We start from the raw sequence: 22,678 nt of genomic DNA, 5'->3' as shown, positions 1-22,678 counted from the left end.
AGGGTGCAGGTGAGCGGTATCCGTCCAGTTTTGTCTGATGAGTTACGGTCGGATCAGAAGTGCTCAGCGGGTTCCGGCCGGGCTGTGGGTCAGTCCCCCTCGACGGTGACCACGGTCAGCATCGCCTCGTCACTCGGCAGCGTGAACGCGCCCGCCGCGAGGTCCGTCGCGATGCGCACGGAGCCGTCCAGCGGATCGCCGGCGGACGGGACCCGGCGGGCGCGCGGCAGTTGTCGGGACAGCTCCTCCTCCAGCGGTACGACGAGCGGGGCGCCGATGTTGAGCAGCCCGCCGGTGACGGCGACCCGGGCGTCCGCGTCCGGCGGGCAGACGGCTGCCGCGGACTCGGCCATGTGCCGGGCGGCCGTGCGCAGGATGCCCGCGGCGACCGGGTCGCCGTCCGCGCACGCGGCCACATGCGGCACGAAGGACGCGAGGACGGCGGGCCGGTCAGGCCGCGGGTACAGCTTGCCGGGCAGCCCCGGCATCGGACCGAACTCCTCCTCGGCGCGCGCCAGCAGCACGGCGGACCCACCGGGCCGCCCGTCGTACGCCCGCAGTGCCGCCTCCAGTCCGGCCCGCCCGATCCAGGCACCGCCGCCGCAGTCGCCCAGCAGATGCCCCCAGCCGTCGGCGCGGCGCCAGCTCGTCAGATCCGTGCCGATGGCGATCAGTCCGGTACCGGCGGCGACCACCGCACCGGGCCGAGGCCCGACGGCGCCGACATACGCGGTGACACCGTCGGCGACGAGCGCGAGCGTCCGGACACCGAACTCCTGGCGCAGCGCACCCGGGAGTTCGGCGCGCAGGGCGTCGCCGAGCGTGGAGAGCCCGGCGGCCCCGACGACGGCGGTGTCCAGCTGCTGCACACCGGTCTCCGCCGCCAACACCCGCACCATGGGCACCAGTTGCTCCACCAGATGCCCCGGATCAATACCACGCGCACCGGTCCGCACCGGCACCCGTGACTCACGCTGGGCCTTCACGTCCCCCTGCGCGGTCGCCACGACCACGCGCAGGCCGGAGCCGCCGGAGTCGACGGCGAGGAAACCGGCGGGCGTATCCGCGAGGCGGGCGCGTCCGGACGGGGTCGTCGTTCGCGCGGAATCAGGCGGAGCCGCATCCGCCCCGGACCCCATGCCTGTCACGGCAGGCGCCAGTCCACCGGCTGACCCCCTTGCTGGACCAGCAGGTCGTTGGCGCGGCTGAAGGGGCGGGAGCCGAAGAAGCCGCGGTCGGCCGACATGGGGGAGGGGTGGGCGGACTCCACCGAGGGGAGGCTGCCGAGGAGGGGGCGGAGGTTGCGGGCGTCGCGGCCCCACAGGATGGACACCAGCGGCTTGCCGCGCCCCGCCAGCGCCCTGATGGCCTGCTCGGTGACCTCCTCCCAGCCCTTGCCGCGGTGCGCGCCCGGACTGCGTGGCGCGGTGGTGAGCGCTCTGTTCAGCAGCAGCACGCCCTGCTGGGTCCACGGCGTCAGATCACCGTTGGACGGCTGGGACAGCCCCAGATCCGTGTTCAGCTCCCGGAAGATGTTGATGAGGCTGCCGGGCAGCGGACGCACCTCGGGCGCGACCGAGAACGACAGCCCCACCGCGTGTCCCGGCGTCGGATAGGGGTCCTGCCCCACGATGAGGACGCGGACGTCGTCGAAGGACTGCTGGAAGGCCCGCAGAACATTCGGTCCGGCCGGAAGATAGGTGCGTCCCGCGGCGATCTCCGTGCGCAGGAAGTCGCCCATCGAGGCGATCCGTCCGGCTACGGGTTCCAGGGCCTTCGCCCAGCCCGGTTCGACGATTTCATGCAAGGGTCGTGATGCCACGGGCGTCACCCTACTGCCGTACGGGCAGCGGCGATCAACCGGTGGCCAAGGCCGCTGAGCGCTCCGCTGGAAGTACCGTGACGGGCGGTCGGCCGTCTGTGGCGCCGCCGTGGCTGGTCGCGCCCACGCGGCGGAGCCGCATATTAGATACAGCCCCGCGCCCCTTCAGGGCGCTGCCGAACCGCAGTGGACGTCGCCCGACCTCCTTAGGAGCGCTCAACCGACCACCGCCGCACGGACACACAGCACATCCGGCAGATGCGAGGCGAGCTGCTGCCAGCTGTCGCCGTCGTCGGCCGATGCGAACACCTCGCCGTTGCGGTTGCCGAAATAGACGCCCGCCGGATCCCCGTCGTCGGTGCACAGCGCGTCGCGCAGCACCGTGCCGTAGTGGTCCTCCTGCGGCAGCCCCGCCGACAGCGACTCCCACGTCTTGCCCGCGTCCGCCGTGCGGAAGACCCGGCACCGGCGGTCGGCGGGCACCCGGTCCGCGTCCGCGTTGATGGGGAACACATAGGCCGTGTCGCCGCGGTGGGGGTGTGTGGCCGCCGCGAATCCGAACGTGGAGGGCAGACCCTCGCCGATGTCCGTCCAGTGCGCGCCCGCGTCGTCGCTGCGGTAGACGCCCCAGTGGTTCTGCAGATACAGCCGGTCCGGGGTGGCCGAGTCCTGCGCGATCTTGTGGACGCACTGTCCGAACTCCGGGTTGGGATCCGGCAGGAACACCGCGGAGACACCGGAGTTGGACGGTGACCAGCCGGCGCCGCCGTCGACGGTGCGGAACACGCCCGCAGTCGATACGGCGACCGTCACGGCCCGCGGGTCCCGCTTGTCGGTCACCACGGTGTGCAGGCCCTCACCGCCGCCGCCCGGCACCCACTGCGAGCGGGTGGGGTGCTCCCACAGCGGACGGACCAGCTCGAAGCTCTCGCCGCGGTCCTCGGAGCGGTACAGAGCGGCCGGTTCCGTGCCCGCGTACACCACATCCGGTTCGGCGGCGGCCGGGTGCAGCTGCCACACCCGCTCCAGTGAAGCGCCGGTGTCCTTGGGGAACTTGACGGCCGGCTGGGGCGGTTCGGTCCAGGTCCGGCCCAGGTCGTCGGAGTGGAACACGGACGGACCCCAGTGCGAGCTGTCGCCGCCGGCCAGCAGCCGCGGGCGGTCGCCGCGGGTGTCGACGGCGACCGAGTAGACGGCCTGTGCGTTGAAGTAGGGACTCTCGTCGAACTCCCATGCGCCACCGCGCCGGCGCCCGATGAACAGGCCTTTGCGCGTGCCCACGGCGAGCAGTACCTCGGTCATGCCGATCACCTCCGCGACATCTTTGTCCAAGACACCGGCCAGTCTGCACCCCACCACTGACAGTCACCTCTGGAAGGGGCTGTCTCGCAGGTCAGGGCGGTGCGGCGGGCCGTGCCGCATGTGCCGCACGGTGCCGATCCCGGACCGATCCGGTCACTTTCGGTCAGACACCGGTGAGCGCGTCGGGCCCGTGGGACCGTCGGCCCGGGGGACCATCCCTGAGCATCCGCGAGCCGTCCGACGTATGGGAGGACGGTCGGGGATGTTCGTGCGCTCATGAGGAGGAAGCCTTCGATGGCGTTCCGTGGTCCGAAGGTGTGGCTGTGGCGCTGGCGGCGCAACCCGCTGAAGCGCCAGGCCGACGTGGTGGAGGCCTGGGTGGTGCTCGGTGTCTGGGTGTCCACCGTCCTCGTCGGGGTGTCCGCAGGTCTGGCGGTGGACCGGTCCGTGGAGCACGGACTGGCCCGGGAGCGCGTCGAGTGGCGTCCCGCGGTGGCCCGGCTCACCGAGCAGGCCCCCGGCCCGGCCGTCGCGAACGCGGGCGCGGTCAGCGGCGAGCGGGTGTGGGGCAAGGTGCGCTGGACCGCGCCGGACGGCTCCGTGCACACCGGCCAGGCCCGGGTCCCTGCGGGCAGCCCCGTCGGCTCCTCGGTCACGGTGTGGACGGACCCGCAGGGCCGCCTGGTGACCAGGCCCGCCACCGCGTCCCAGGCCCGCTTACAGGCCGCGATGACCGGCGCGCTGATGGGGGTGGCAGCGGCGGCGCTTCCCTTCGTCGGGGGCCGGGTCCTGCGGGGCCGGCTGGAGCGCAGGCGCATGGAGATGTGGGACGCGGAGTGGGCGCTGCTCGGCCCGCTGTGGGGGCGGACGACGGGCTGAGCGGCGGGGCCGGAAGCCCTTACCCGCCCTTCAACGCCTCGCGGCACACCCGCAGCAACTGCTCGTCGGCGAACACGCCTTGGCCGAATCCCTCGGAGGTCGCCTGGTGCCGCCGGACGGAGGACAGCTCCGCCCGGAGCAGGTCGTGCAGGGGCGCTCCCGTCGTGCCCATGGCGGCGACGCGCTCGGCGATGGTGAGGCGTGTGTACGGATTCTCCGCCCAGGCGCCGCGCAGCACCGTAAGGGCGGGGTCCGGCTCCGAGGTGATCCGCCAGATCGCGCACGCGGCCGCCATCCGTTCCCAGACCGTGCCGGTCTCTGTCATCGGCAGCAGTCCTGGCAGCGCGGGGTGTGCCGCGCGGCCCAGCCGCGCCAGCACGTCGGCCGCCGCGCTGCGCCGGCGCGCGTTGTCGAACGTCAACTCACGCAGCAGGACAGGGAGTACAGCACTCGCGTCGGCCGCCAACGACCACAGCGCGTCCGCGGCTGCTACGGCGGATTCGCCCTCCAGCAGCCCGCGCAGCGCCGGTATGGCCTCTTGTGCCGCGCTGCCGAGCGACCCCAGGGTCCGTACCGAGTTCTCCACCACGACGTCCCGCAGCCGCGCCTCCTCCGGTGTGCCGAGCAGCAGTCGCAGCACCCCGGGCACACACTCCCTGTCGTGCAGCACCCGCAGCGCCAGCAGCAGCGACGTGGCCCGCTCATGCGACTCCGGGCAGTCAAGAGGGAGCTCCTCGAGCCTGCGCCGGAACGCGGGAGCCAACGGCGCCGCGGCCCGGCCCATATAGGGGATCACCTGCCCCAGGTCGTGGGGTACGGCCGGCCCCTCCAGGACCTCCGCCAGTACCGGCACCGCTCTGGGATCGCCGGTCTGGGCCAGGACCTTGAGCGGGCCACCCAGAGACGGCAGGCCGTGCGCCCACTGCTGTACCCACAGGTCGGGACGGGAGGCGACCAGCGTGTGGAGGTCGTCGGCGGCAGGGCGGGCGACGTCGACGAGGCCCGTCAGGGCGGACACCGCAGCCTCGCGCAACCGGTCGTCGTCCGCGCACAGTTGGGCACCGATCAACGCCACAGGTTCGCTGTAGTCGGCGCGCCACTCGCCGAACAGTTTCGTCGACATCCACACGGCGTTGCACCGGTCGACCGGATCGGGGCTGGTCAACTGACCGCACAACAGGCCGATCCGGTCCTCCACCCGGCTGCCGAGAGCGGTGTGCAGGGTGCGCAGCAGCTGGGAGCCCTCCTCGTCCGAGGGGCGGAGCCGCCGCAATCGGCCGACGAGCGTGTTCGTGTCCGGCCGATCCGGCTCGTCCGGAGTGACAGGCCGCCGTTCGGACCGGTCCCTGAGCAGTCGTACGACGGTGTCCACCAGGTCGGCCGGGAGCCGGTCGGGGGCGCAGGCCGCCAGTTGGCCCAGTGCGGCGATCCGCAGCCCGGGACCGTAGGGCGACGCGCTCTGCGTCGTCAGGAGGTCCAGCGCGCCCGCGGCCTGACCGGGGTGCCGTCGGGCGAAGAGCCCGAGGCTCTCGGTCAGGGCGAGCAGCACGCCGTCGTCCCGCTCGACCGTGATCCGCTCCCGCAACAGCCCCAGCACCCTTGCCGGTTCGTCCAGGAACCGCACGACCGCTCCCGCTGCCGCTCGCCGCACCCCGGCGTCCGGATCCCCGACCAGACGGGCGAACACCCCGGCGCTCGCACGGACCGCGGTGTGGGCCATCGCCTGGCTGCCGCCGAGGAGCTCCGCGCCACCGTCCCCGCCGATGCTGACCAGCAGCTCCACGATCCCGCACCGATCGGGCACCCCCTCCCGCCCCGCGAGCGCGAACAGGAACGGGACGCAGGCGAGTGTCGAGTCGTAGACGTCGCCCTGGTGGTGCACCGCGCCGTACATGCCGTCGAGTGCGATCTCCCGCTCGGCCGGGTCCGCGGAGGCGAGCCCTCGCAGCATGCCGGGCACGTCCTCCGCACTTCCGTAGGCGTGCCGCAGCGCGGCCCAGTCGACCTCGTCGATCCCCGTGAACACGTTGTCCTCCCCAGCGAGTTCCACTGGTCGTGAGTGTGCACCACGGCACTGACAACCGAGCGGGATCGGGGAGTGACTGTGTGCGATCCGGTCAGTTCGCCGACACGAGGGCCCGCCGCAGGATCGCGTCCAGGTCAGCGGCGTCGGGGAGGGTGCCGAAGGTGTGTCCCCAGTCGCCGCCGAGCCGGCTGGCGCAGAAGGCGTCGGCGACCGCCGAGGGGGCGTGCCGGACCAGCAGGGAGGCCTGGAGGGTCAGGGCCATCCGCTCCACCAGACGGCGGGCGCCCGCTTCGGACCCCTCGGACAACGCGTCCTGAAGCCGGTTCACGGCCGCGTCCAGGCGGGCGTCCGCCCCCTGCGCCAGGGCGAGTTCGGCGAACAGCGCGTCCGCGGTGCCGGGCTCCCGGCGCAACGCCCGCAGCACATCGAGGGCGTTGACGTTCCCCGAGCCCTCCCAGATGGACAGCAGAGGAGCCTCCCGGTAGTGGCGGGGCATGCCCGACTCCTCCACATAGCCGTTGCCGCCTAGGCACTCCAGGGCTTCCGCGGTGAAGGCAGGGCCCCGCTTGGTGACCCAGTACTTGCCCACGGCGGTGGCGATCCGGCGGAAAGCCGCCTCACCGGCGTCCCCGCGCACGGCCCGGTCGGCCGCGCCCGCCAGCCGCAGCGTGAGCGTCGTGGCGGCCTCCGACTCCAGCGCCAGATCGGCCAGGACGTTGCGCATCAGCGGCTGGTCGACCAGCCGGGCGCCGAACGCGCTGCGGTGCCGCGCGTGATGTCCGGCCTGGACGAGTGTCTGGCGCATCAGCGTGGCCGACATCATCACGCAGTCCAGCCGTGTGCAGTTGACCATCTCGATGATCGTCTTCACACCCTGGCCCTCGGGTCCGACCAGCCAGGCCACGGTGCCGTCGAACTCCGGCTCGGAGGAGGCGTTGGAGCGGTTGCCCAGCTTGTCCTTGAGCCGCTGGATGCGGAAGGTGTTGCGGGTGCCGTCGGGCAGGATGCGCGGCACGAAGAAGCAGGACAATCCGCCGGGAGCCTGCGCCAGTACCAGGAACACGTCGCACATCGGCGCCGAGGTGAACCACTTGTGCCCGCGCAGCGTGTACACGCCGGGCTCGGCGCTGGGCGTCGCCGTCGTCGTGTTCGTACGGACGTCGGAGCCGCCCTGCTTCTCGGTCATCCCCATGCCCGCCAGCAGGCCCCGCTTCTGCGTCGGCACCCGCAGCCCCGGCTCGTACTCCCGGCTGGTCAGCAGGGGTTCGTAGACCTTCGCCAGCTCCGGCTGCCGGCGCAGCGCGGGAACGGCCGCGTATGTCATGGACGTCGGACAGCCGTGCCCGGCGTCCGTGTGCCCCCACACCAACCCGCCCGCGGTCCGGGCGACATGGGCGCCGGGCCGGTCCTCGGCCCAAGGCGTCGCGGCGAGTCCCTCGGTGACCGCGACACGCATCAGGTGGTGCCAGCTCGGATGGAACTCGACCTCGTCGATCCGGTTGCCGTACCGGTCGTGCGTGCGCAGCTCGGGCTCGTACCGGTTGGCCAGCTCGCCCCACTCCTGCGCCTCGGCGCTCCCGGCCCGCAGCCCGAGCCGCCGGAGCCCCTCCTCGGCCCATCCGGCACCCTCGCGGCGCAGCCCTTCGAGCAGGGCCGAGTCGTCGGACGCGTCGTACGGGGCCAGGGCTGGGGGCTGGTTGGTCACGTCGTGTGTGGCGTGGCCCTGAGGGCCTTCTTCGTGCGCGAGTGTCGAGGCCATACGGTGAGTGTTGCACTATTCCTGCGACCGTAGCAATCATGCAACGATCCGATCCGGCCCGTACAGTACGTCCCCATGCGAACGGTCCAGGCAGACGAGCTGCACCTGCGCCCGCTCTCGGCGCGCTCGGTCGTCCTGAGCCTGCTCCTCGGCAGCCATCCGCCCGAGCTGCCGGTGAAGGACCTCGCGCGCGTGGTGGAACCCTTCGGCGTCGGCGGCTCCACCCTGCGGGCCGCGCTCAGCCGGATGACGGCCGCCGGCGACCTGCGGCGCACGGACGCCGGGTATCGCATCGGGGACCGGCTGCTGGAGCGCCAGCGCCGTCAGGACGACGCCGTGGAGCCCAGCACGCGCGCGTGGGACGGCGATTGGGAGATGGCCGTGATCACCGCGACGGGCCGTGGTCCCGCCGAACGCGCCGAACTGCGGACCCGGTTGACCGCCCTCCGCCTCGCCGAACTGCGCGAAGGCGTCTGGCTGCGCCCCGCCAATCTCCGCCGCTCGCTCCCGGGGGACCTCGAAACAGTGCTCCGGCCCTTCACGGCCCGCCCCGAACAACCGGCACGCGACCTGGCGTGGACCCTCTGGCCACTGGACACCTGGGCCCGCACGGCCCATGCCCTGCTCGGCCACATCGCGCGCGTGGAGCGCCCCGCCGACCGGCTCACCGCCTTCGCGGCCGTCGTACGCCATCTGCTCCTCGACCCCGTCCTGCCCGGGGAACTCCTCCCCGCCGACTGGCCAGGACCCGCCCTGCGCGCCGCGTACGCCGATTACCAGCGAGAGTTCACGCAGGTCGTGCGGGAGCGGCGGGCATGACACGGCGGCCGTCCGAAGCGCCGTGCAGGGACGCTTCGGACGGCCGCCCTCACCGCGGGGGGAGAGGTCAGCGGTAGGTGATGTCCGAGGTGGAGTACCGGCAGTTGGTGCTGTCCGGGCCCGTACCGACCGCGGTGTTGTTGTTGTACTTCTGGCAGGGGATGACCTTGCGGCTCGCGTCGTTGCGGATCGTGATGCCGCGCAGTGTCGCCACGTCGCCCCGGTTGACGTTGATGCCGACGAGGCGTGCGGTGGAACCCGTGCCGGTCACCTCGATGTTGCTGAGGTTGACCTTGCGCGTGTACTGCGTGGAGCAGTCGCCGCAGGAGCGGTACAGCGTCTTGAACTCGCTGACCGCGAAGTTGGAGATGTTCAGCGTGCCGGGCCCGTTGTGCTGGAAGACCTTGTCGGCGGCCTTCTTCGCGCCACCGCCGGTCACGGTGTAGGTGGAGCCGCCCCGGAAGGTGGCGGCGTCCTCGCCGACGTCCTCCCACCACACGTTCTGCAGCGTGCAGTTGCCCTCGCAGTGGATGCCGTCGGCGCCGGGTGCGCCGATGATGACGTTCTTCAGCGTCGCGCCGGCCGCGAGCTTGAAGATGGGGTCCTGGCCCTCTTCCTGGCCGTTACCGGCCAGGTTGCCGCTGCCGTAGTAGCGCACCATGCCGCCGTCCCGGACGCCGGACACGTTGATCGTGGAGCTCACGGGCTGGCTGCCGGTGGGCGTCGGCCACGTGGCGGCACTCGCCGGGGGTGCTCCCAGCGTCATGATCATGACAGACGAGAAGCCGACCGCGGCCACGGTGCCGGTCAGAGCGCGCCGACGGGCGCGTGGGAGTGCTGGTGAAGTCATGTCCCAATGCCTTCTTCCAGTTGGGGGGTGGTCAGATCTTTCCGGTGCCCGCGCCGGACGTGACCGAGGAGACGACCGTCGAGGCGGACTCCGCGGCGTAGCCGTACGGCGGGGCGGTGAAGCTGCCGACCCGCGAGATCTCGGTGGCGGCCCCACCGAGGTCGTTGCCGCGCAGGTTGGCGTATCCGTCGACGTCGCTGCTGCGGTTGGTGGTGACCGCGATCTTCGTCGCTCGGAAGACGTTGTTCTCGACGAGCATCTGGGCGCCCATGCGCGAGTGGCAGGCGGTGTCGGCGCCGGCCACGTAGTTGTTGTAGAAGTGGCCGGTGCCGAAGCGCAGGCTGGGGATGCGCGAGTAGACGTTGCTGAAGTGGTTGTGGTGGTACGTCACCTTCAGGTGACCGGTGTCCTCGCCGGCGTTGTTGTCGCTGTGTCCGACGAGCGAGCCCTTGAAGTGGTCCTTGAAGGTGTTCCAGGAGACGGTCACGTTGTCGGCGCCGTGATTGATGTCGAGCAGACCGTCGTAGTAGTCCTTGTCGTGCTCGCGGTCCGCCGAGAAGGAGTTGTGGTCGATCCAGACCTTCGTCGACTTCTGGACGGTGATGCCGTCGGCGGGCGCGACCGGCTTGCTGATGTTGAGATTGCGGATGACGACGTTCGTCACCTCCTTCAGCCGCAGCCCGCCGCCGGTGAACCCGGAGGACGAACCGACGCCCAGGACCGTGGTGTTGGAGCCGACGTCCACCTGACCGCTCAGCGAGATCAGGCCGTTCACCCGGACGACCTTGGCCGCGCTGCCGGTGACGGCCGTCTTGAAGGCGCTCAGCGTCGAGACGGTGACCGCGGAGGCGCTGCCGCCGCCGGTCGTGCCGGCGCCGAATCCGACCGGCGAGGTCTCGGCGGCGCCCGCCGACTGGGGAAGGGCGAGGGCGGCAGCCGTCGCGAGAGCGGCCGCTGCGGCCGTCACCAGGGTGGTTCTTTGCGCGTGTGTACGGAGGGGGCCTGTACGCATGCGGGTGCGTCCCTTCGCGTTGCCTTGACTGGTCGTATCTGTGAATGACGTACGTCATTCTGAACGCTGCGCTGGGGCATGCCGCTGATTCCGGCCTGAGGGGGCGTCAGCCGGTCAGCCTGCTGAACGGAACGTAGAGGGCAAGCGCTTTCTAGTCAACGCTTCGCGCAGAACACATTCGAACACCCCAGGTGAGCGCCACGCCGGACGGGGCGAGGGTGTGGGAGCGCTTCCAGGGCCGGCGCGTTCGTTGCCTGCCACCCTCCGCACGGGTGACGTTCCGTTTCGCGGGAACCCGGCCGTGAAGAGAGAGCCGATCTGTGAGGGAGGCATCGAGAGTCATGACACGGCAGAAGCCGTCGCTCGATCTTCCGGAACCACTGCGCGAACCGTTGCAGACCACCGCGTCGGCGCTGCGCAGGGTCCCCGGCGCCGGTGCGGTGACCAAGGCGGCCGAAGGCACGCTGGACGCGGTCGGCGCCGTGTCACCGCGCGGCCGGCGCATGGTCGCGTACACCGGGGCCGGGCTCCTCGGGGTCGCGGGCATCGTCGAATGGCCCATCGCCCTCACGGGGGCGGCAGTGGTCTGGCTGACCCAGCCCAAGCCCGGCGGGAGCGAAGAGACAGGCGACCAGAAGACGACGGCACGCAGCGGTCGTACGTCGTCCAGCAGCAGTAGCACGTCGGCCCCCGGCCGTCGTACGACATCCAGCCGCGGCGGAAAGTCGTCCACGGGCACCCGCAAGACGTCCGGCGGTACCCGCAAGACGTCGAGCACCCGGTCGACGTCCGCCGCCGGCGGCGGCAAGAGCGCGCCGAAGAGCCGGAGCACAGCGTCGAAGCGCGCGAGCACGAAGAGCTGAGGTGAGTCATGGGAGTGCTGACGGGGGCTGCCACGGTCCTGTCCGGTGCGGTACTGGCGGGGCCGCGGTTGCTGGTTCGTGGGGCCGCGCCCGGTGTGGGTGTGGCCGCCGGGGCGGTGGCCGGGACGGCGCGGGCCGGTGTGCGAGGGGCGGACGCGGCCGTCAGGGTGACGCGGGTGGCCCGCCGGGCGCTGCCGGGCGGTGACCACACCTGGCGGTCCGGTGACCGGAGCCATCTGCCGCTCCGGCCGGCCGAGCCGGAGCGGGTGCGGCGGGCGGGCGGGACGGCCAAGGCGGCGCGGAAGGTGGCCACGGCGCTGGCGGAACGGCCGGACGTGGCCTATGCCTACTGGGACGGCGGCCTCGCCCGGCTGGTCGTGGCCGCGAGTGAGGCGGCCGTGTCCGAGCGGGTGGAGCAGAAAGCGCACGCGCTCGCCGCCGAACACGGGCTGGAGCCGGCGGACGAACCGACGGAGGAATTCACGCATCCCGGCGACCCCGCCCTCGTACGGACCAGCGCGGCGGCACTCGCGGCCGACGCGGCGGGCGTCGTGGTCTCGGTGACCGGCTCCGTCCTGCGACTGCCGCACTCGCCCCGGGCCATCACGGCGGTGGTGACCCTGCTGCGCGAGAACCCCCGCTTCCGCGCCTGGCTGCGCGAACGGTTCGGGTTCTCCCGCATGGATCTGATCCTGGCCGTGTCGAACGCGGCGGTCCATGGCGCGGGCCGCACCCCGATGTCCCTCGTGCTCGACGCGGGCCTGCGCTCGGTTCAGCTCGCGGAGGCGGTCGCACGCGCGGCCGCGTTCGACGCGGTCCACGACCGGGTCTGCGGACCCGAGCGGGAGGACGTGTCCCCGGAGCGGTTCCCGCGCCCACCGCTACGCACCACCCCGGCGCACGAGTACGCGGTCCACGCCGAGACGGGCAGCGTGGTCGGCGCGGCCGTGACGCTGCTGGTGAAGCACGACGGCACCGAGGCGGCCGAAGCGGTCCTCGCGGGCTCCCCGAAAGCGGCCCGCTACGGACCCGCCGCCTTCCACGCCGCACTGGGCTGCGCGCTAGCCCGCACCGGCGTACTGGTCCGCCACATGGAACGCATGCGGCAGCTGGGGACGGTCACCACCGTGTTCCTGCACCCGAGCGCGCTGCACACCCCCGACGGCGCCGCGGACCCCTGGGCCGAGCCCGTCCTGGACGCGGCACGGCGGGCCGGACTCCGGGTCGTCGTGACGGACGATCCCTCGCTCGGCGACTTCACCGCCCTCGCCGATCACGTCGTGTCCGCCGAACGGTCCTTCAGCCGGACGGTGAACGAACTACGCAGTCGCGGCGGCGTCCTGACCGTGGCCCGGCCGAGCTCGGCCGATGACACAGACACCCTGTCCGGGCTGCTCGCCGGCGATGTGGCCGTCGCGCTCGCCGACGGTGACGCGGCCGTGGCCTGGGGCGCCGACGTGGTGGCGCCGGGCGGTCTGGCCGACGTGTGGCGGCTGCTCGCGGCCGTACCGGTGGCGCGGAAGGTCGGGCGGCGTTCGCAGACGCTGGCCCGGTCCGGCGCGGCGCTGTCCGGGCTGCTGGTGGCCGTGGGCGAGTCCGGGCGCAGTACCCGCTCACCGCTGCCCGGTCTGCGGCATGTGCCCGTCGACGCGAGCGCGGCGGTGGCCCTGCTGTCGGGAGCACGAGCCGCCGTAGGCGTCGCGGCCACTCGCGCGCCACGTCCCCGGGCGCGGGTGGCCTGGCACGAGCTGAAGGCGAAGGACGTACGACAGCGGCTGGAGCACCGGCTGGAAGAGCCGCCGACTCTGGCGGCCGAGGCGACCTCCAAGGTGCGGGAGGCGGCCGAGACCGTCGGCCGCCTCCCGGTGTTCGCGCCGGCCAAGGGGGCGCTGCGGCTGGGCCGGGCCGTACGGGGAGAGCTGGACGACCCGCTCACCCCGGTGCTGGCCGTCGGCTCGGCCGCGTCGGCGATCCTCGGCTCGGTCGTGGACGCCCTGCTGGTCGTCGGCGCCCTCGACCTGAACGCCCTGGTCGGCGGCATACAGCGGCTGCGGGCCGAACGGGCGCTGTCCGGGCTGCTCGCGGAACAGAAGCAGAAGGCACGCGTCGCACCCGACGGGACCTCGGACCACCCGCACACCGTCGACGCCGCACGCCTCACGCCCGGCGACGTGATCGAGCTGCAGGCCGACGACGTCGTGCCGGCCGACGCACGCCTGCTGTGGGAGGACGGCCTGGAGGTCGACGAGTCCGCCCTGACCGGCGAATCCCTGCCCGCGGAGAAACAGACCGCCCCGACCCCGCGCGCACCCGTCGCCGACCGCAGCTGCATGGTGTACGAGGGCACGACCGTGGTGGCCGGACAGGCCCGTGCCGTCGTGGTGGAGACCGGCGACCACACCGAGGCCGCCCGCGCGGTCCACCTCGCCGCACGCAAGCCGCCGGCCGCCGGAGTGCAGGCCCGGCTGCAGGAACTCACCCGCAAGGCACTGCCGTTGACCATGGCGGGCGGCGCTGCCGTGACCGGTCTCGCGCTGCTGCGCGGCACCCCGATCCGCCGGGCGGTGAGCGGCGGGGTCGCGGTCGCGGTGGCCGCGGTACCCGAGGGGCTGCCCCTGGTGGCCACGGTCGCGCAGCTGGCCGCCGCCCGCAGGCTCAGCAAGCGTGGCGTGCTGGTCCGTACCCCGCGCACGCTCGAAGCCCTCGGCCGGATGGACACCATCTGCTTCGACAAGACGGGCACCCTCACCGAGAACAAGCTGCGCCTCGTCCGCGTCACCGACCCCGACGGCACCGCCCGCAAGCCGGACGAGGCCGTCGACACGGCCACCCTGCGCGTCGCGGCACGGGCCTGCCCCGAGCCCGAGGAGGGCCCCCACCAGCCGGTGCACTCCACCGACGAGGCGGTCCTGGACGCGGCCGGGCGCGACCCGGAGTGGGAGCAGACCGAGGGCAGGCCGTTCGAGGCCGGGCGCGGATACGCCGGAGCCGTGGGCCACGCGGCCGACGGAATACGGGAGTTCGTGGTCAAGGGCGCCCCGGAGATCGTCCTGCCCGCCTGCCGCGACCTGCCGGAACACGCCTCCCGTACGGCGCAGTCGCTGGCCCGCGACGGACTGCGCGTCCTCGCGGTCGCGCGACGGCGACTGGGCGCCGACGAGAAGGACGCGGACGTGTGCGAAGAGCCCCTGTCGGAGCTGGAGTTCACCGGTCTGCTCGCGCTCGCCGACGTACCGCGCGAGACCTCCACCGCCCTGGTCCACGGACTGCGTGAAGCGGGCGTACGACCCGTCATGCTGACCGGCGACCATCCGCAGACCGCGCGGGCGATCGCCATCGAGCTGGGCTGGCCCGACGACACGGCCGTCGTCACCGGCGACGAACTGGCCGCCGCGGACCGCTCCGAGCGCGCCCGGATGCTGCGGGACGTGGACGTCGTGGCCCGGGTCGCGCCCGAGCAGAAGCTCCAGGTCGTCGAGGCCCTGATGGACGCGGGCCGGGTGGTCGGCATGGTCGGCGACGGCGCCAACGACGCGGCCGCCATCCGCGCCGCCGACATCGGCGTAGGCATCAGTGCCCGCGGCTCGGCCGCCGCCCGCAACGCCGCCGACCTGGTGCTCACCCACGACGACCTCACGGTGCTCGTCGAGGCTGTCGTCGAGGGCCGGGCCCTGTGGCACAGCGTCGCCGACGCGATCGCCATCCTGATCGGCGGCAACGCGGGCGAGGTGGGCTTCGGGATCCTGGGCACCCTGCTCGCCGGCGCCGCGCCGCTGTCCACCCGTCAGATGCTGCTGGTGAACCTGTTCACGGACCTGTTCCCGGCGATGGCCGTGGCGGTGACCCCCCAGAAGGAGGGGGAGACCGACGTCAGCGCGCCGCTGGGCAAGACCCTGCTCGGCACACCGCTGATGCGGCAGATCCGTCACCGGGCGCTGACGACCTGCCTGGGCGCGGTCGTGGCCTGGCTCATCGGCCGGTTCACGCCGGGGTCGGCCCGCCGGACCACGACGATGGCCCTGTGCGCGGTCGTCGGCACCCAGCTCGCCCAGACCCTGGCCGACCGCAGCGGTTCCCCGCTGGTCCGCGTCACCTCCTTCGGCTCCGCCGCCGCCCTCGTCCTGCTGGTTCAGACTCCGGGCGTGAGCAACGCCCTCGGCTGCACACCGCTGGGTCCGGTCGCCTGGGCCGGCGTCGTGGCGGCCATCGTTCTAGCGGTGACCGGACAGCGGTTGATGCCGGAGCTGGAGCAGGCGGTGGTACGGCTGAGCCGGTAAGCCTGTACGCATACGGGTGCGTCTCTTCGGGTGGCCGCGGCTGGTCATGTGTGTGAATGGCGTGCGAGGTACAGAACGCCACGCCGGGGAATGCTGCTGCATTCGGCCTGATAGAGGTGCCTGACGGTCAGTTCGCTGAACGGCACCCAGGGGGCCGGCGCTTATGGTCCACGCTTTGCGCACAACATGTTCGGACACCCCTGCTGAGCGATGGGACAGTCGGAGTCGCCGCCTTGGAGCGCTTGCTCGACAGCCCCACGAGCCGCCATCACGAAGGGACGACCACATGCCTGCCACCACCAAGCACAGACCGCTTCGCACCTCGCTCGCCGCTCTCTGCGGAATGCTCGCGGCAGCTCTCCTCACCGCATCCCCGGCCGTCGCCCGCGCCGACGAGCCCACCGCGACGCTCACCGAGGTCACCGGCTTCGGCGAGAACCCCACCAACCTGCGGATGTACCTGTACGTTCCGGACAACGTGGCCGACAAGCCGGCCGTCGTGGTGGCCCCGCACTGGTGCGGGGGCTCCGGCCCCGAGATGTACTCCGCCACCGAGTACGCCTCGCTCGCCGACCGCCACGGGTACATCGTCATCTACCCGTCGGTCACCCGCGCCAGCAAGTGCTTCGATGTCTCCTCGCCCCAGGCCCTGCGCCGCGGCGGCGGCAGCGACCCGGTCGGCATCAAGTCCATGGTCGACTGGGTGACCCGGACCTCTCACGCCGATACGAGCCGGATCTTCGCCACCGGCATCTCTTCGGGTGCGATGACGACGAACGTCCTGCTGGCCCTCTACCCCGATGTGTTCGCGGCGGGCGCCTCCTTCGCCGGTGTGCCCTTCGGCTGCTTCGCCACCACCGACGGCTCCGAATGGAACAGCGCGTGCGCGAACGGCACCGTCGCCCACACCCCGAAGGAGTGGGGCGACCTGGTGCGCGCCGCCTATCCTCGCTACAGCGGACCCCGGCCGCGGATGCAGCTCTGGCACGGCACCGAGGACGATGTACTCCGCTACCCCAACTTCGGTGAGCAGATCGAGCAGTGGACGAACGTACTCGGTCTCAGCCAGACCCCGGCTGCCACGGACTCGCCCCAGTCCAGCTGGACCCGCACCCGCTACGGCGGTACCGGTGACCGGGCCCCCGTCGAGGCCATCAGCCTCCGGGGCGTCGACCACACCCTCTACGCCCCCGGTATGGCCGAGCGCGTACTCACTTTCTTCGGCCTGAGCGGCAGCCGAGCCGGCTGATACGGCAGCAGACGGCCCGAGGGTTCCTGATGCGTTTCCGATGCCACCACCCTCGCCGTCGTGCTCCCCGGGGCGGAGGGAACCCCTCAGGGCCGGTCAGACCGAGCGGTGGTACTGGTCCGGCACGTGGACGTCCCCACCCAGCTCGCGCGCCGCGTGCCGCGCCCAGGACGGGTTCCGCAGCAGCTCACGGCCGAGCAGCACCGCGTCCGCCTCGTCGTTGGCGAGGATCTTCTCGGCCTGTTCGGCGTCGGTGATCAGACCGACGGCGGCGACGGACAGGCTCGTCTGCGCCTTGACGCGGGCGGCGAACGGCACCTGGTAACCGGGGCCGGTCGGAATGCGGACGCCGGAGGCGTTGCCGCCGGTGGAGACGTCGAGCAGGTCGATGCCGTGGGCCTGGAGGTCGGCGGCGAAACGGACGGTGTCGTCAGCGGTCCAGCCGCCGTCCTCCAGCCAGTCGGTCGCCGAGATGCGGAAGAACAGCGGCTTCTCGTCCGGCCACACTTCCCGTACGGCGTCGACGACCTCCAGGGCGAAACGGGTGCGGTTCTCGTACGAGCCGCCGTACGCGTCGGTGCGGTGGTTGGAGTGCGGCGAGAGGAACTCGTTGATCAGGTAGCCGTGGGCGCCGTGGATCTCGGCGATCTCGAAGCCGGCGGCGAGAGCACGGCGGGCGGCTTCCGCGAACTGGCCGATGACCTCGTGGATCTGAGCCACCGTCAACTCGTCCGGCACCGGGTGCCGCTCGTCGAACGCGACCGGGCTCGGCGCCACCGGCTGCCAGCCGTACGTCTGCGGCCCCACCGGCGCCCCGCCCTTCCAGGGCTGGTCGGTCGACGCCTTGCGGCCGCCGTGCGCGAGCTGGATCCCGGGCACCGTGCCCTGCGACACCAGGAAGCGCGTGATCCGGCGGAACGCCTCGACCTGCGTGTCGTTCCAGATGCCCAGGTCGTACGGGGAGATCCGGCCCTCGGCGCTGACGGCGGTCGCCTCGACCAGGATCAGGCCCGTGCCGCCGGCCGAGCGCGCCGCGTAGTGCGCGAAGTGCCAGTCGTTCGGGACCCCGGTGTCCGGGCCCTCCGGTGCGGCCGAGTACTGGCACATCGGGGCCATCCAGACCCGGTTCGGGACGGTCACATCACGCAGGCGGAAAGGCTGGAAGAGGGCGCTCATGGTGAGCTGCTCCAATCGTCACGGGGTCGAAGGACGACTCGTACGATAGGCATCGTAGTACGGGGAGTGTCAAACTACGAGACCTTTCGTACAATGGAATTCCGCCCGACGAACTGGAGCCGCCGTGACCACCGCCGCCACCACCAGTCGCGATCTTCCGCACCCGGCGCGCGACGAGATCAGGCTGGAGGGCATCCTGCATGCGCTCTCCGACCCGATGCGGTTGCAGATCGTGCGAGAGCTCGCCACCGACGGCGGCGAGCTCTCCTGTTCGCGCTTCGACCTGCCGGTCACCAAGTCCACGACCACGCACCACTTCCGGGTGCTGCGCGAGAGCGGCGTGATCCGGCAGATCTACCGGGGCACGGCCAAGATGAACGGCTTGCGCCGGGACGACCTAGACGGCCTCTTCCCGGGGCTTCTCGACACCCTGCTCGACGCCGCCGCCCGGCAGGCCGTCCGCCTCGGCGGCTGAACCTGCCTGTGCGGGAAGGTGATTGAAGAGCAGATTCAGCACGATCGCCGTGAGGCAGCCCGCGCTGATGCCGCTGTTCATCACCGTCTGGAACCAGTCCGGGAACTTCTCGTAGATCGTCGGCACGCCGACCGGCAGCACCCCCATGGCGACCGAAACGGCCACCACTGTCAGGTTGCTGTTGCCCTTGAAGTCGACCTGGGCCAGCGTCCGCAGCCCGCTCGCCGCGACCGTCCCGAACATCACCAGACCCGCGCCGCCGAGCACCGGCGCCGGTATCGCCGCCACCACCGCGCCCAGCTTGGGCAGCAGACCGAGCAGCACGAGCATGCCGCCCGCGGTCGCGACGACCCAGCGGCTGCGCACGCGCGTCATCCCGACGAGCCCGACGTTCTGCGCGTACGCCGTGTACGGGAACGTGTTGAAGACGCCGCCGAGGACCGTGGAGAAGCCGTCCGCGCGCAGGCCGTCGGAGAGGGCGCGCGGCTCGACCTTGCGGTCCGTCATCTCGCCGACCGCGATCAGGTCACCGGTCGTCTCGGTCATCGTCACCAGCGCCACCACCAGCATCGAGATGATCGCCGACGCCTCGAAGGTGGGCGCGCCGAAGTGGAACGGCGTGCTGATGCCGAGCCAGTCGGCGTCCCCGACCCCGCCGAAGTCCGTGAAGCCGAACGGCACCGCGACCGCGAGGCCCACCGCGATGCCGACCAGTACCGCGATCCGGCTCAGGAACACCGGCGCGAACCGCTGCACGGCCAGCACCACCAGCAGTACGAAACCGGCCAGCGCGAGGTTCTTCGGCTCCCCGAAGTCCGCCGAACCGGCGCCGCCCGCGGCCCAGTTGCCCGCCACCGGCAGCAGTGAGATACCGATGATCAGGATCACCGTGCCGGTGACCAGCGGCGGGAAGAACCGCAGCAGTTTTCCGAAGACCGGCGCGAGCAGCATGATCGCCAGGCCCGCGACGATCACGGCGCCGTAGATCGCGGGCAGGCCGCCGCCCGTCGTCCCGATCAGCACCATCGGGGACACGGCCGCGAACGTACACCCCTGCATGATCGGCAGTCGTACGCCGAAGCGCCAGAAGCCGATGCACTGGATGAGCGTGGCGATTCCGCATACCAGCAGGTCGGCGGTGATCAGATACGCCAGGTCCGCGGGCGACAGCTTCATGGCTCCGCCGACGATCAGGGGGACGGCCACGGCGCCGGCGTACATCGCGAGGACGTGCTGGAGGCCGAAGGCGACGAGGTGGCGTTTGGGCGGGATCTGGTCAACGGGGTGTACGGGTGCGGTTTCGGTCATGTACGGGACCGTAGGCTCCTTGCACAGTTTGTTGATTTCGGGAGTGTTGCTGGTTCGTTTCTCGCTGCGGGTTGTGTGTGGCTGGTCGCGCCCACGCGGCGGAGCCGCATATTGATACAGCCCCGCGCCCCTAACCGGCGTCGCCCTGCGCGGCGTTCAGTAGTGACTGCCAGTCGGGCAGTTTCACCACGCCCCGTCCCAGCGATGCCCCGAGTTCTGCCTCGGCCCGTTCGATCGCCTGCCAGCCGGACCACTCGACCGGCTCGATCCCCTCCGCGCGCAGTGCCGTCAGCGGATCCTCAGGAAGATCCTTCTGTACGAGCACGGCGGCGTCCTCGATCAGTGATGTCACCGTCTCCTTGGCGTCCGGACGGTTCGTGCCGATGACACCTGTGGGCCCCCGTTTGATCCAGCCCGCCACGTACTCGCCCGGCGCGACGAGGTTCTCGCGGAGTACGCGGCCGGCGAGATGGGGCACCGTGCCGGTCGTCGTGTCGAAGGGGAGGCCCTCCAGAGGGACGCCGCGATAGCCGACCGAACGCAGGACCAGCTGGGCCTCGATGTCCTCGTAGTGGCCGGTGCCCGTCACGCCGCCGTGGTCGTCGGGCCGCGTCCGCTCGAAGCGCACCGCGCCCACGCGGCCCGCTTCGGCGAGGAGTTCGACGGGGCGCAGGAAGAAGCGCAGCCGGATGTGGTGGTGGGCGTCCTTCGCCGGGGTCTCGGCCCAGCCGCGCAGCACCTCCACGTTGCGGCGGTTCGCCGCGGGCAGGCCGGAGGGGTCGGCGTAGGCCGGGTCCAGTGCCAACTCGGCCGGATCGACCCGCACTTCGGTGTCCGGCAGGGCGCCGAGCTCACGGAGTTCCTTGGTGGTGAAGCGGGCCTGGGAAGGGCCGCGGCGGCCGACCATGCTGATCTCGGTCACCCGGCTCGCCGCCAGTGCGGTGAGCGCCGCCTGTGGCATGTCGGTGGGGCTCAGCTCGGCCTGGCCGCGGGCCAGCATCCGGGTGACGTCCACGGCCACGTTGCCGACGCCGATGACCACCGCGGAGCGTGCGCCGAGCACGAAGCCGTCGGCGGCGGCGTCCGGGTGGGCGCTGTACCAGGAGACGAACTCGGTGGCCGACCAGCTGCCGGGCAGATCCTCGCCGGGGATCCCTAGATGCCGGTCGGTCGCGGCGCCCACGCAGTACACGACCGCGTGGTACAGCTCACGCAGCCTCGCGGCGGGCACGGCGCCGGGGCCCACCTCGACGCCGCCGAGGAACCGCACCCGCTCGTGTTCCAGGACCGCCCGGAGGTTGTTCTGCAGCGACTTGATCTTCTCGTGGTCCGGTGCCACCCCGTAGCGCACCAGGCCGTACGGGCACGGCAGCCGGTCCAGGACGTCCACGAGCACGTCGGAGTGGAGCTGGACGAGGCTCTGGGCTGTGTAGACCCCGCTCGGCCCGGAGCCGACGACGGCGACACGAAGCACGGCGGAACTCCTTACCCCGAAGACCGTCGGAGATCGCTGACGCTTCCAGCATCGCACCGCGGATGCTCCGCTGACAGGGTGCTGACCGGAGGACGGGCGCGCGTGTCCTTTCGTATGGAATGTGATCATGCGGTTTCGTTGCGTGTGTGCTCGAAGCATCCTTTCTTGATCTTTCTGATCGTTGTCCGATGGACGGTGCGGTGTCCGTGTGGCCCGCGTGGGAAGTGCGGGAAGACGGAGCCGATGGGGACGACGCCGGCGTGACGTCCTGGTGGGGCGTTCGGCTGGCGTTCCCGGACGGTGCGCAGGTCGACCTGCTCGCCGTGGTGTCCGACGCCGGGGTCTGCATCGAGGACGTGCGGGCCCAGCCGGCGTTGTCCCTCGACGATCTGGCGGTGCTCGCCGAGTGGGTCGAGGGCCCGCTGTCCGAGGTGTGCGGGGTGGAGCCGGCCGGCGAGCCGGGGGCCTCGCGGCATGCCCGGCCCGCCTGGCCGCGCGGCATCGCGGGGCAGTGGCTGGTGGCCCGGGAGTACCGCGCGGCACAGGAGGAGGGTGTCGATCCCGTCCTCGCGGTGATGGGCGCGACCGGGCACAGCCGGCGCCGGTCGCTCAGCCTGATCGCCCAGGCCCGCGACACCGGGTTCCTGACGGCGCGTCACGCACGCCGCTGAGGCGCGCCCGGCTCACGGCAGGTCCCGCATCCGGTTGATCTCGCTGGTCTGCTGGGCGACCGTGTCGTCCGCCATCTCCTCGATCTGAACGTTGTTGCCCTGCGCCTTCACCTCCGTGGCCATGGTGACCGCCCCTTCGTGATGGGTGATCATGAGGGTGATGAAGAGCTGGTCGAACGCTTTCCCCTTGGCCTTGCGCAAGTTGCTGAGCTGACCCTCGGTCGCCATCCCGGGCATCGAGGCGTGGTCGTGTCCGCCGCCCGTCTCCTTCTCGCCGTGCGTCTTCAGCCAGCCCTTCATGCCCTCGATCTCCGGCTTCTGTGCGGCCGCGATCCGCTCGGCCAGCTTCTTGATCTTCGTCGACTCGGCGCGGTCCGGGGCGAGTTCGGTCATCTCCAGGGCCTGGGAGTGGTGCTCGATCATCATGCGGGCGAACGACACGTCCGCGGAGTTGGGGGAGTCGTCGTCGGCGCGCTGCTCTGCGGCGTCCTCGGCGGACATCGTGTGGTTCGCCTCGCCCGGCTTGCCCGGCACGATCACCGATGGCCCGCTCTCCGGGGCGGAGTCGGCGTCGGATCCGGAGTCGCAACTTCCCAGCGCCAGAACGGCGATGGCGGCCAGGACGGCCGTAAACGATCGATTGAAAAGCTTCATTACATGTCCGTGTCCCTCTGTTGGTATGAGCATGTCCAAGACAATACTTCGACGTGCATGAA

The 22,678-nt window shown here is 71.7% G+C and carries 17 protein-coding genes and 1 pseudogene; 7 read left to right on the top strand and 11 right to left on the bottom strand.

Going from position 1 to position 22,678, the window contains the following annotated elements; all coding sequences use genetic code 11:
• Positions 1–89: 89 nt before the first annotated feature.
• The 3 genes from QQY66_RS04990 to QQY66_RS04980 all read right to left on the bottom strand — a co-directional run bounded on the left by QQY66_RS04990 (position 90) and on the right by QQY66_RS04980 (position 3,124).
• Positions 90–1,148 (bottom strand): N-acetylglucosamine kinase, encoded by a 1,059-nt coding sequence (locus QQY66_RS04990; protein ID WP_301977818.1) that lies wholly within the window; start codon positions 1,146–1,148, stop codon positions 90–92.
• On the bottom strand, positions 1,145–1,822 hold the full coding sequence (locus QQY66_RS04985) for a uracil-DNA glycosylase (RefSeq protein ID WP_301977817.1): 678 nt from the start codon (positions 1,820–1,822) through the stop codon (positions 1,145–1,147). Before QQY66_RS04985 ends, QQY66_RS04990 begins: the two co-directional genes overlap by 4 nt.
• A 216-nt stretch (positions 1,823–2,038) precedes the next feature.
• On the bottom strand, positions 2,039–3,124 hold the full coding sequence (locus QQY66_RS04980; RefSeq protein ID WP_301977816.1) for a sialidase family protein: 1,086 nt from the start codon (positions 3,122–3,124) through the stop codon (positions 2,039–2,041).
• Positions 3,125–3,418: 294 nt separating this feature from the next.
• Between QQY66_RS04980 and QQY66_RS04975 the strand changes: the two genes are divergently transcribed.
• The gene (locus tag QQY66_RS04975) at positions 3,419–4,003 is read left to right on the top strand and encodes a hypothetical protein (protein ID WP_301977815.1); all 585 of its coding nucleotides are present in this window, start codon (positions 3,419–3,421) and stop codon (positions 4,001–4,003) included.
• A gap of 19 nt (positions 4,004–4,022) precedes the next feature.
• On the opposite strand, the gene QQY66_RS04970 is transcribed toward QQY66_RS04975, so the two are convergent.
• Positions 4,023–6,029 carry a HEAT repeat domain-containing protein gene (locus QQY66_RS04970; protein ID WP_301987175.1) on the bottom strand — a complete coding sequence of 669 codons (2,007 nt, stop codon included), beginning with the start codon at positions 6,027–6,029 and terminating at the stop codon, positions 4,023–4,025.
• Between the two features lie 91 nt (positions 6,030–6,120).
• Positions 6,121–7,788 carry a DNA alkylation response protein gene (locus tag QQY66_RS04965; RefSeq protein WP_301977814.1) on the bottom strand — a complete coding sequence of 556 codons (1,668 nt, stop codon included), beginning with the start codon at positions 7,786–7,788 and terminating at the stop codon, positions 6,121–6,123.
• 75 nt (positions 7,789–7,863) lie between these two features.
• Between QQY66_RS04965 and QQY66_RS04960 the strand changes: the two genes are divergently transcribed.
• A complete protein-coding gene (locus tag QQY66_RS04960; protein ID WP_301977813.1) occupies positions 7,864–8,607 on the top strand; it encodes a PaaX family transcriptional regulator C-terminal domain-containing protein in 744 nt (247 codons plus the stop codon).
• A 67-nt stretch (positions 8,608–8,674) separates the two neighbouring features.
• On the opposite strand, the gene QQY66_RS04955 is transcribed toward QQY66_RS04960, so the two are convergent.
• The gene (locus QQY66_RS04955; RefSeq protein WP_301977812.1) at positions 8,675–9,457 is read right to left on the bottom strand and encodes a pectate lyase; all 783 of its coding nucleotides are present in this window, start codon (positions 9,455–9,457) and stop codon (positions 8,675–8,677) included.
• A 31-nt stretch (positions 9,458–9,488) separates the two neighbouring features.
• Positions 9,489–10,469, bottom strand: a complete 981-nt coding sequence (locus QQY66_RS04950) for a polysaccharide lyase family 1 protein (RefSeq protein ID WP_301977811.1) — start codon at positions 10,467–10,469, stop codon at positions 9,489–9,491.
• Positions 10,470–10,810: 341 nt separating this feature from the next.
• On the opposite strand from QQY66_RS04950, the gene QQY66_RS04945 reads away from it, so the two are divergent.
• The 3 genes and pseudogenes from QQY66_RS04945 to QQY66_RS04935 form a co-directional block, all read left to right on the top strand.
• Positions 10,811–11,332 carry a hypothetical protein gene (locus QQY66_RS04945; RefSeq protein WP_301977810.1) on the top strand — a complete coding sequence of 174 codons (522 nt, stop codon included), beginning with the start codon at positions 10,811–10,813 and terminating at the stop codon, positions 11,330–11,332.
• 8 nt (positions 11,333–11,340) lie between these two features.
• On the top strand, positions 11,341–15,609 hold the full coding sequence (locus QQY66_RS04940; RefSeq protein ID WP_301977809.1) for a cation-translocating P-type ATPase: 4,269 nt from the start codon (positions 11,341–11,343) through the stop codon (positions 15,607–15,609).
• 286 nt (positions 15,610–15,895) lie between these two features.
• Positions 15,896–16,843 (top strand): annotated as a pseudogene (locus QQY66_RS04935) (PHB depolymerase family esterase); the annotation flags it as partial.
• A 111-nt stretch (positions 16,844–16,954) separates the two neighbouring features.
• On the opposite strand, the gene QQY66_RS04930 reads toward QQY66_RS04935, so the two are convergent.
• A complete protein-coding gene (locus QQY66_RS04930) occupies positions 16,955–18,034 on the bottom strand; it encodes an NADH:flavin oxidoreductase/NADH oxidase (RefSeq protein WP_301977808.1) in 1,080 nt (359 codons plus the stop codon).
• 124 nt (positions 18,035–18,158) lie between these two features.
• Here QQY66_RS04930 and QQY66_RS04925 point away from each other — a divergent pair, with 124 nt between their 5' ends.
• Entirely contained in the window at positions 18,159–18,509 is a 351-nt protein-coding gene (locus tag QQY66_RS04925) for a helix-turn-helix transcriptional regulator (protein WP_301977806.1), read from the top strand.
• On the opposite strand, the gene QQY66_RS04920 is transcribed toward QQY66_RS04925, so the two are convergent.
• Positions 18,432–19,817 carry a nucleobase:cation symporter-2 family protein gene (locus QQY66_RS04920; protein WP_301977805.1) on the bottom strand — a complete coding sequence of 462 codons (1,386 nt, stop codon included), beginning with the start codon at positions 19,815–19,817 and terminating at the stop codon, positions 18,432–18,434. The two genes, QQY66_RS04925 and QQY66_RS04920, sit on opposite strands and share 78 nt — an antisense overlap.
• Positions 19,818–19,947: 130 nt before the next feature.
• Positions 19,948–21,291 (bottom strand): FAD-dependent oxidoreductase, encoded by a 1,344-nt coding sequence (locus tag QQY66_RS04915; protein ID WP_301977804.1) that lies wholly within the window; start codon positions 21,289–21,291, stop codon positions 19,948–19,950.
• Positions 21,292–21,491: 200 nt separating this feature from the next.
• On the opposite strand from QQY66_RS04915, the gene QQY66_RS04910 reads away from it, so the two are divergent.
• Positions 21,492–21,962, top strand: a complete 471-nt coding sequence (locus QQY66_RS04910) for a DUF6214 family protein (RefSeq protein ID WP_301987173.1) — start codon at positions 21,492–21,494, stop codon at positions 21,960–21,962.
• Positions 21,963–21,974: 12 nt separating this feature from the next.
• Here QQY66_RS04910 and QQY66_RS04905 read toward each other — a convergent pair whose 3' ends face one another.
• The gene (locus QQY66_RS04905) at positions 21,975–22,616 is read right to left on the bottom strand and encodes a DUF305 domain-containing protein (RefSeq protein ID WP_301977802.1); all 642 of its coding nucleotides are present in this window, start codon (positions 22,614–22,616) and stop codon (positions 21,975–21,977) included.
• Positions 22,617–22,678 lie beyond the last annotated feature (62 nt).

The organism is Streptomyces sp. DG2A-72 (assembly GCF_030499575.1).
Classification (GTDB): domain Bacteria; phylum Actinomycetota; class Actinomycetes; order Streptomycetales; family Streptomycetaceae; genus Streptomyces.
This window is presented reverse-complemented; position numbering and strand designations above follow the sequence as displayed.

Coding starts and splice junctions, on each gene's coding strand:
- QQY66_RS04975 (WP_301977815.1), top strand. CDS start 3,419: ATGGCGTTCCGTGGTCCGAAGGTGTGGCTGTGGCGCTGGCGGCGCAAC.
- QQY66_RS04950 (WP_301977811.1), bottom strand. CDS start 10,469: ATGCGTACAGGCCCCCTCCGTACACACGCGCAAAGAACCACCCTGGTG.
- QQY66_RS04945 (WP_301977810.1), top strand. CDS start 10,811: ATGACACGGCAGAAGCCGTCGCTCGATCTTCCGGAACCACTGCGCGAA.
- QQY66_RS04965 (WP_301977814.1), bottom strand. CDS start 7,788: ATGGCCTCGACACTCGCGCACGAAGAAGGCCCTCAGGGCCACGCCACA.
- QQY66_RS04940 (WP_301977809.1), top strand. CDS start 11,341: ATGGGAGTGCTGACGGGGGCTGCCACGGTCCTGTCCGGTGCGGTACTG.
- QQY66_RS04920 (WP_301977805.1), bottom strand. CDS start 19,817: ATGACCGAAACCGCACCCGTACACCCCGTTGACCAGATCCCGCCCAAA.
- QQY66_RS04930 (WP_301977808.1), bottom strand. CDS start 18,034: ATGAGCGCCCTCTTCCAGCCTTTCCGCCTGCGTGATGTGACCGTCCCG.
- QQY66_RS04980 (WP_301977816.1), bottom strand. CDS start 3,124: ATGACCGAGGTACTGCTCGCCGTGGGCACGCGCAAAGGCCTGTTCATC.
- QQY66_RS04955 (WP_301977812.1), bottom strand. CDS start 9,457: ATGACTTCACCAGCACTCCCACGCGCCCGTCGGCGCGCTCTGACCGGC.
- QQY66_RS04905 (WP_301977802.1), bottom strand. CDS start 22,616: ATGAAGCTTTTCAATCGATCGTTTACGGCCGTCCTGGCCGCCATCGCC.
- QQY66_RS04960 (WP_301977813.1), top strand. CDS start 7,864: ATGCGAACGGTCCAGGCAGACGAGCTGCACCTGCGCCCGCTCTCGGCG.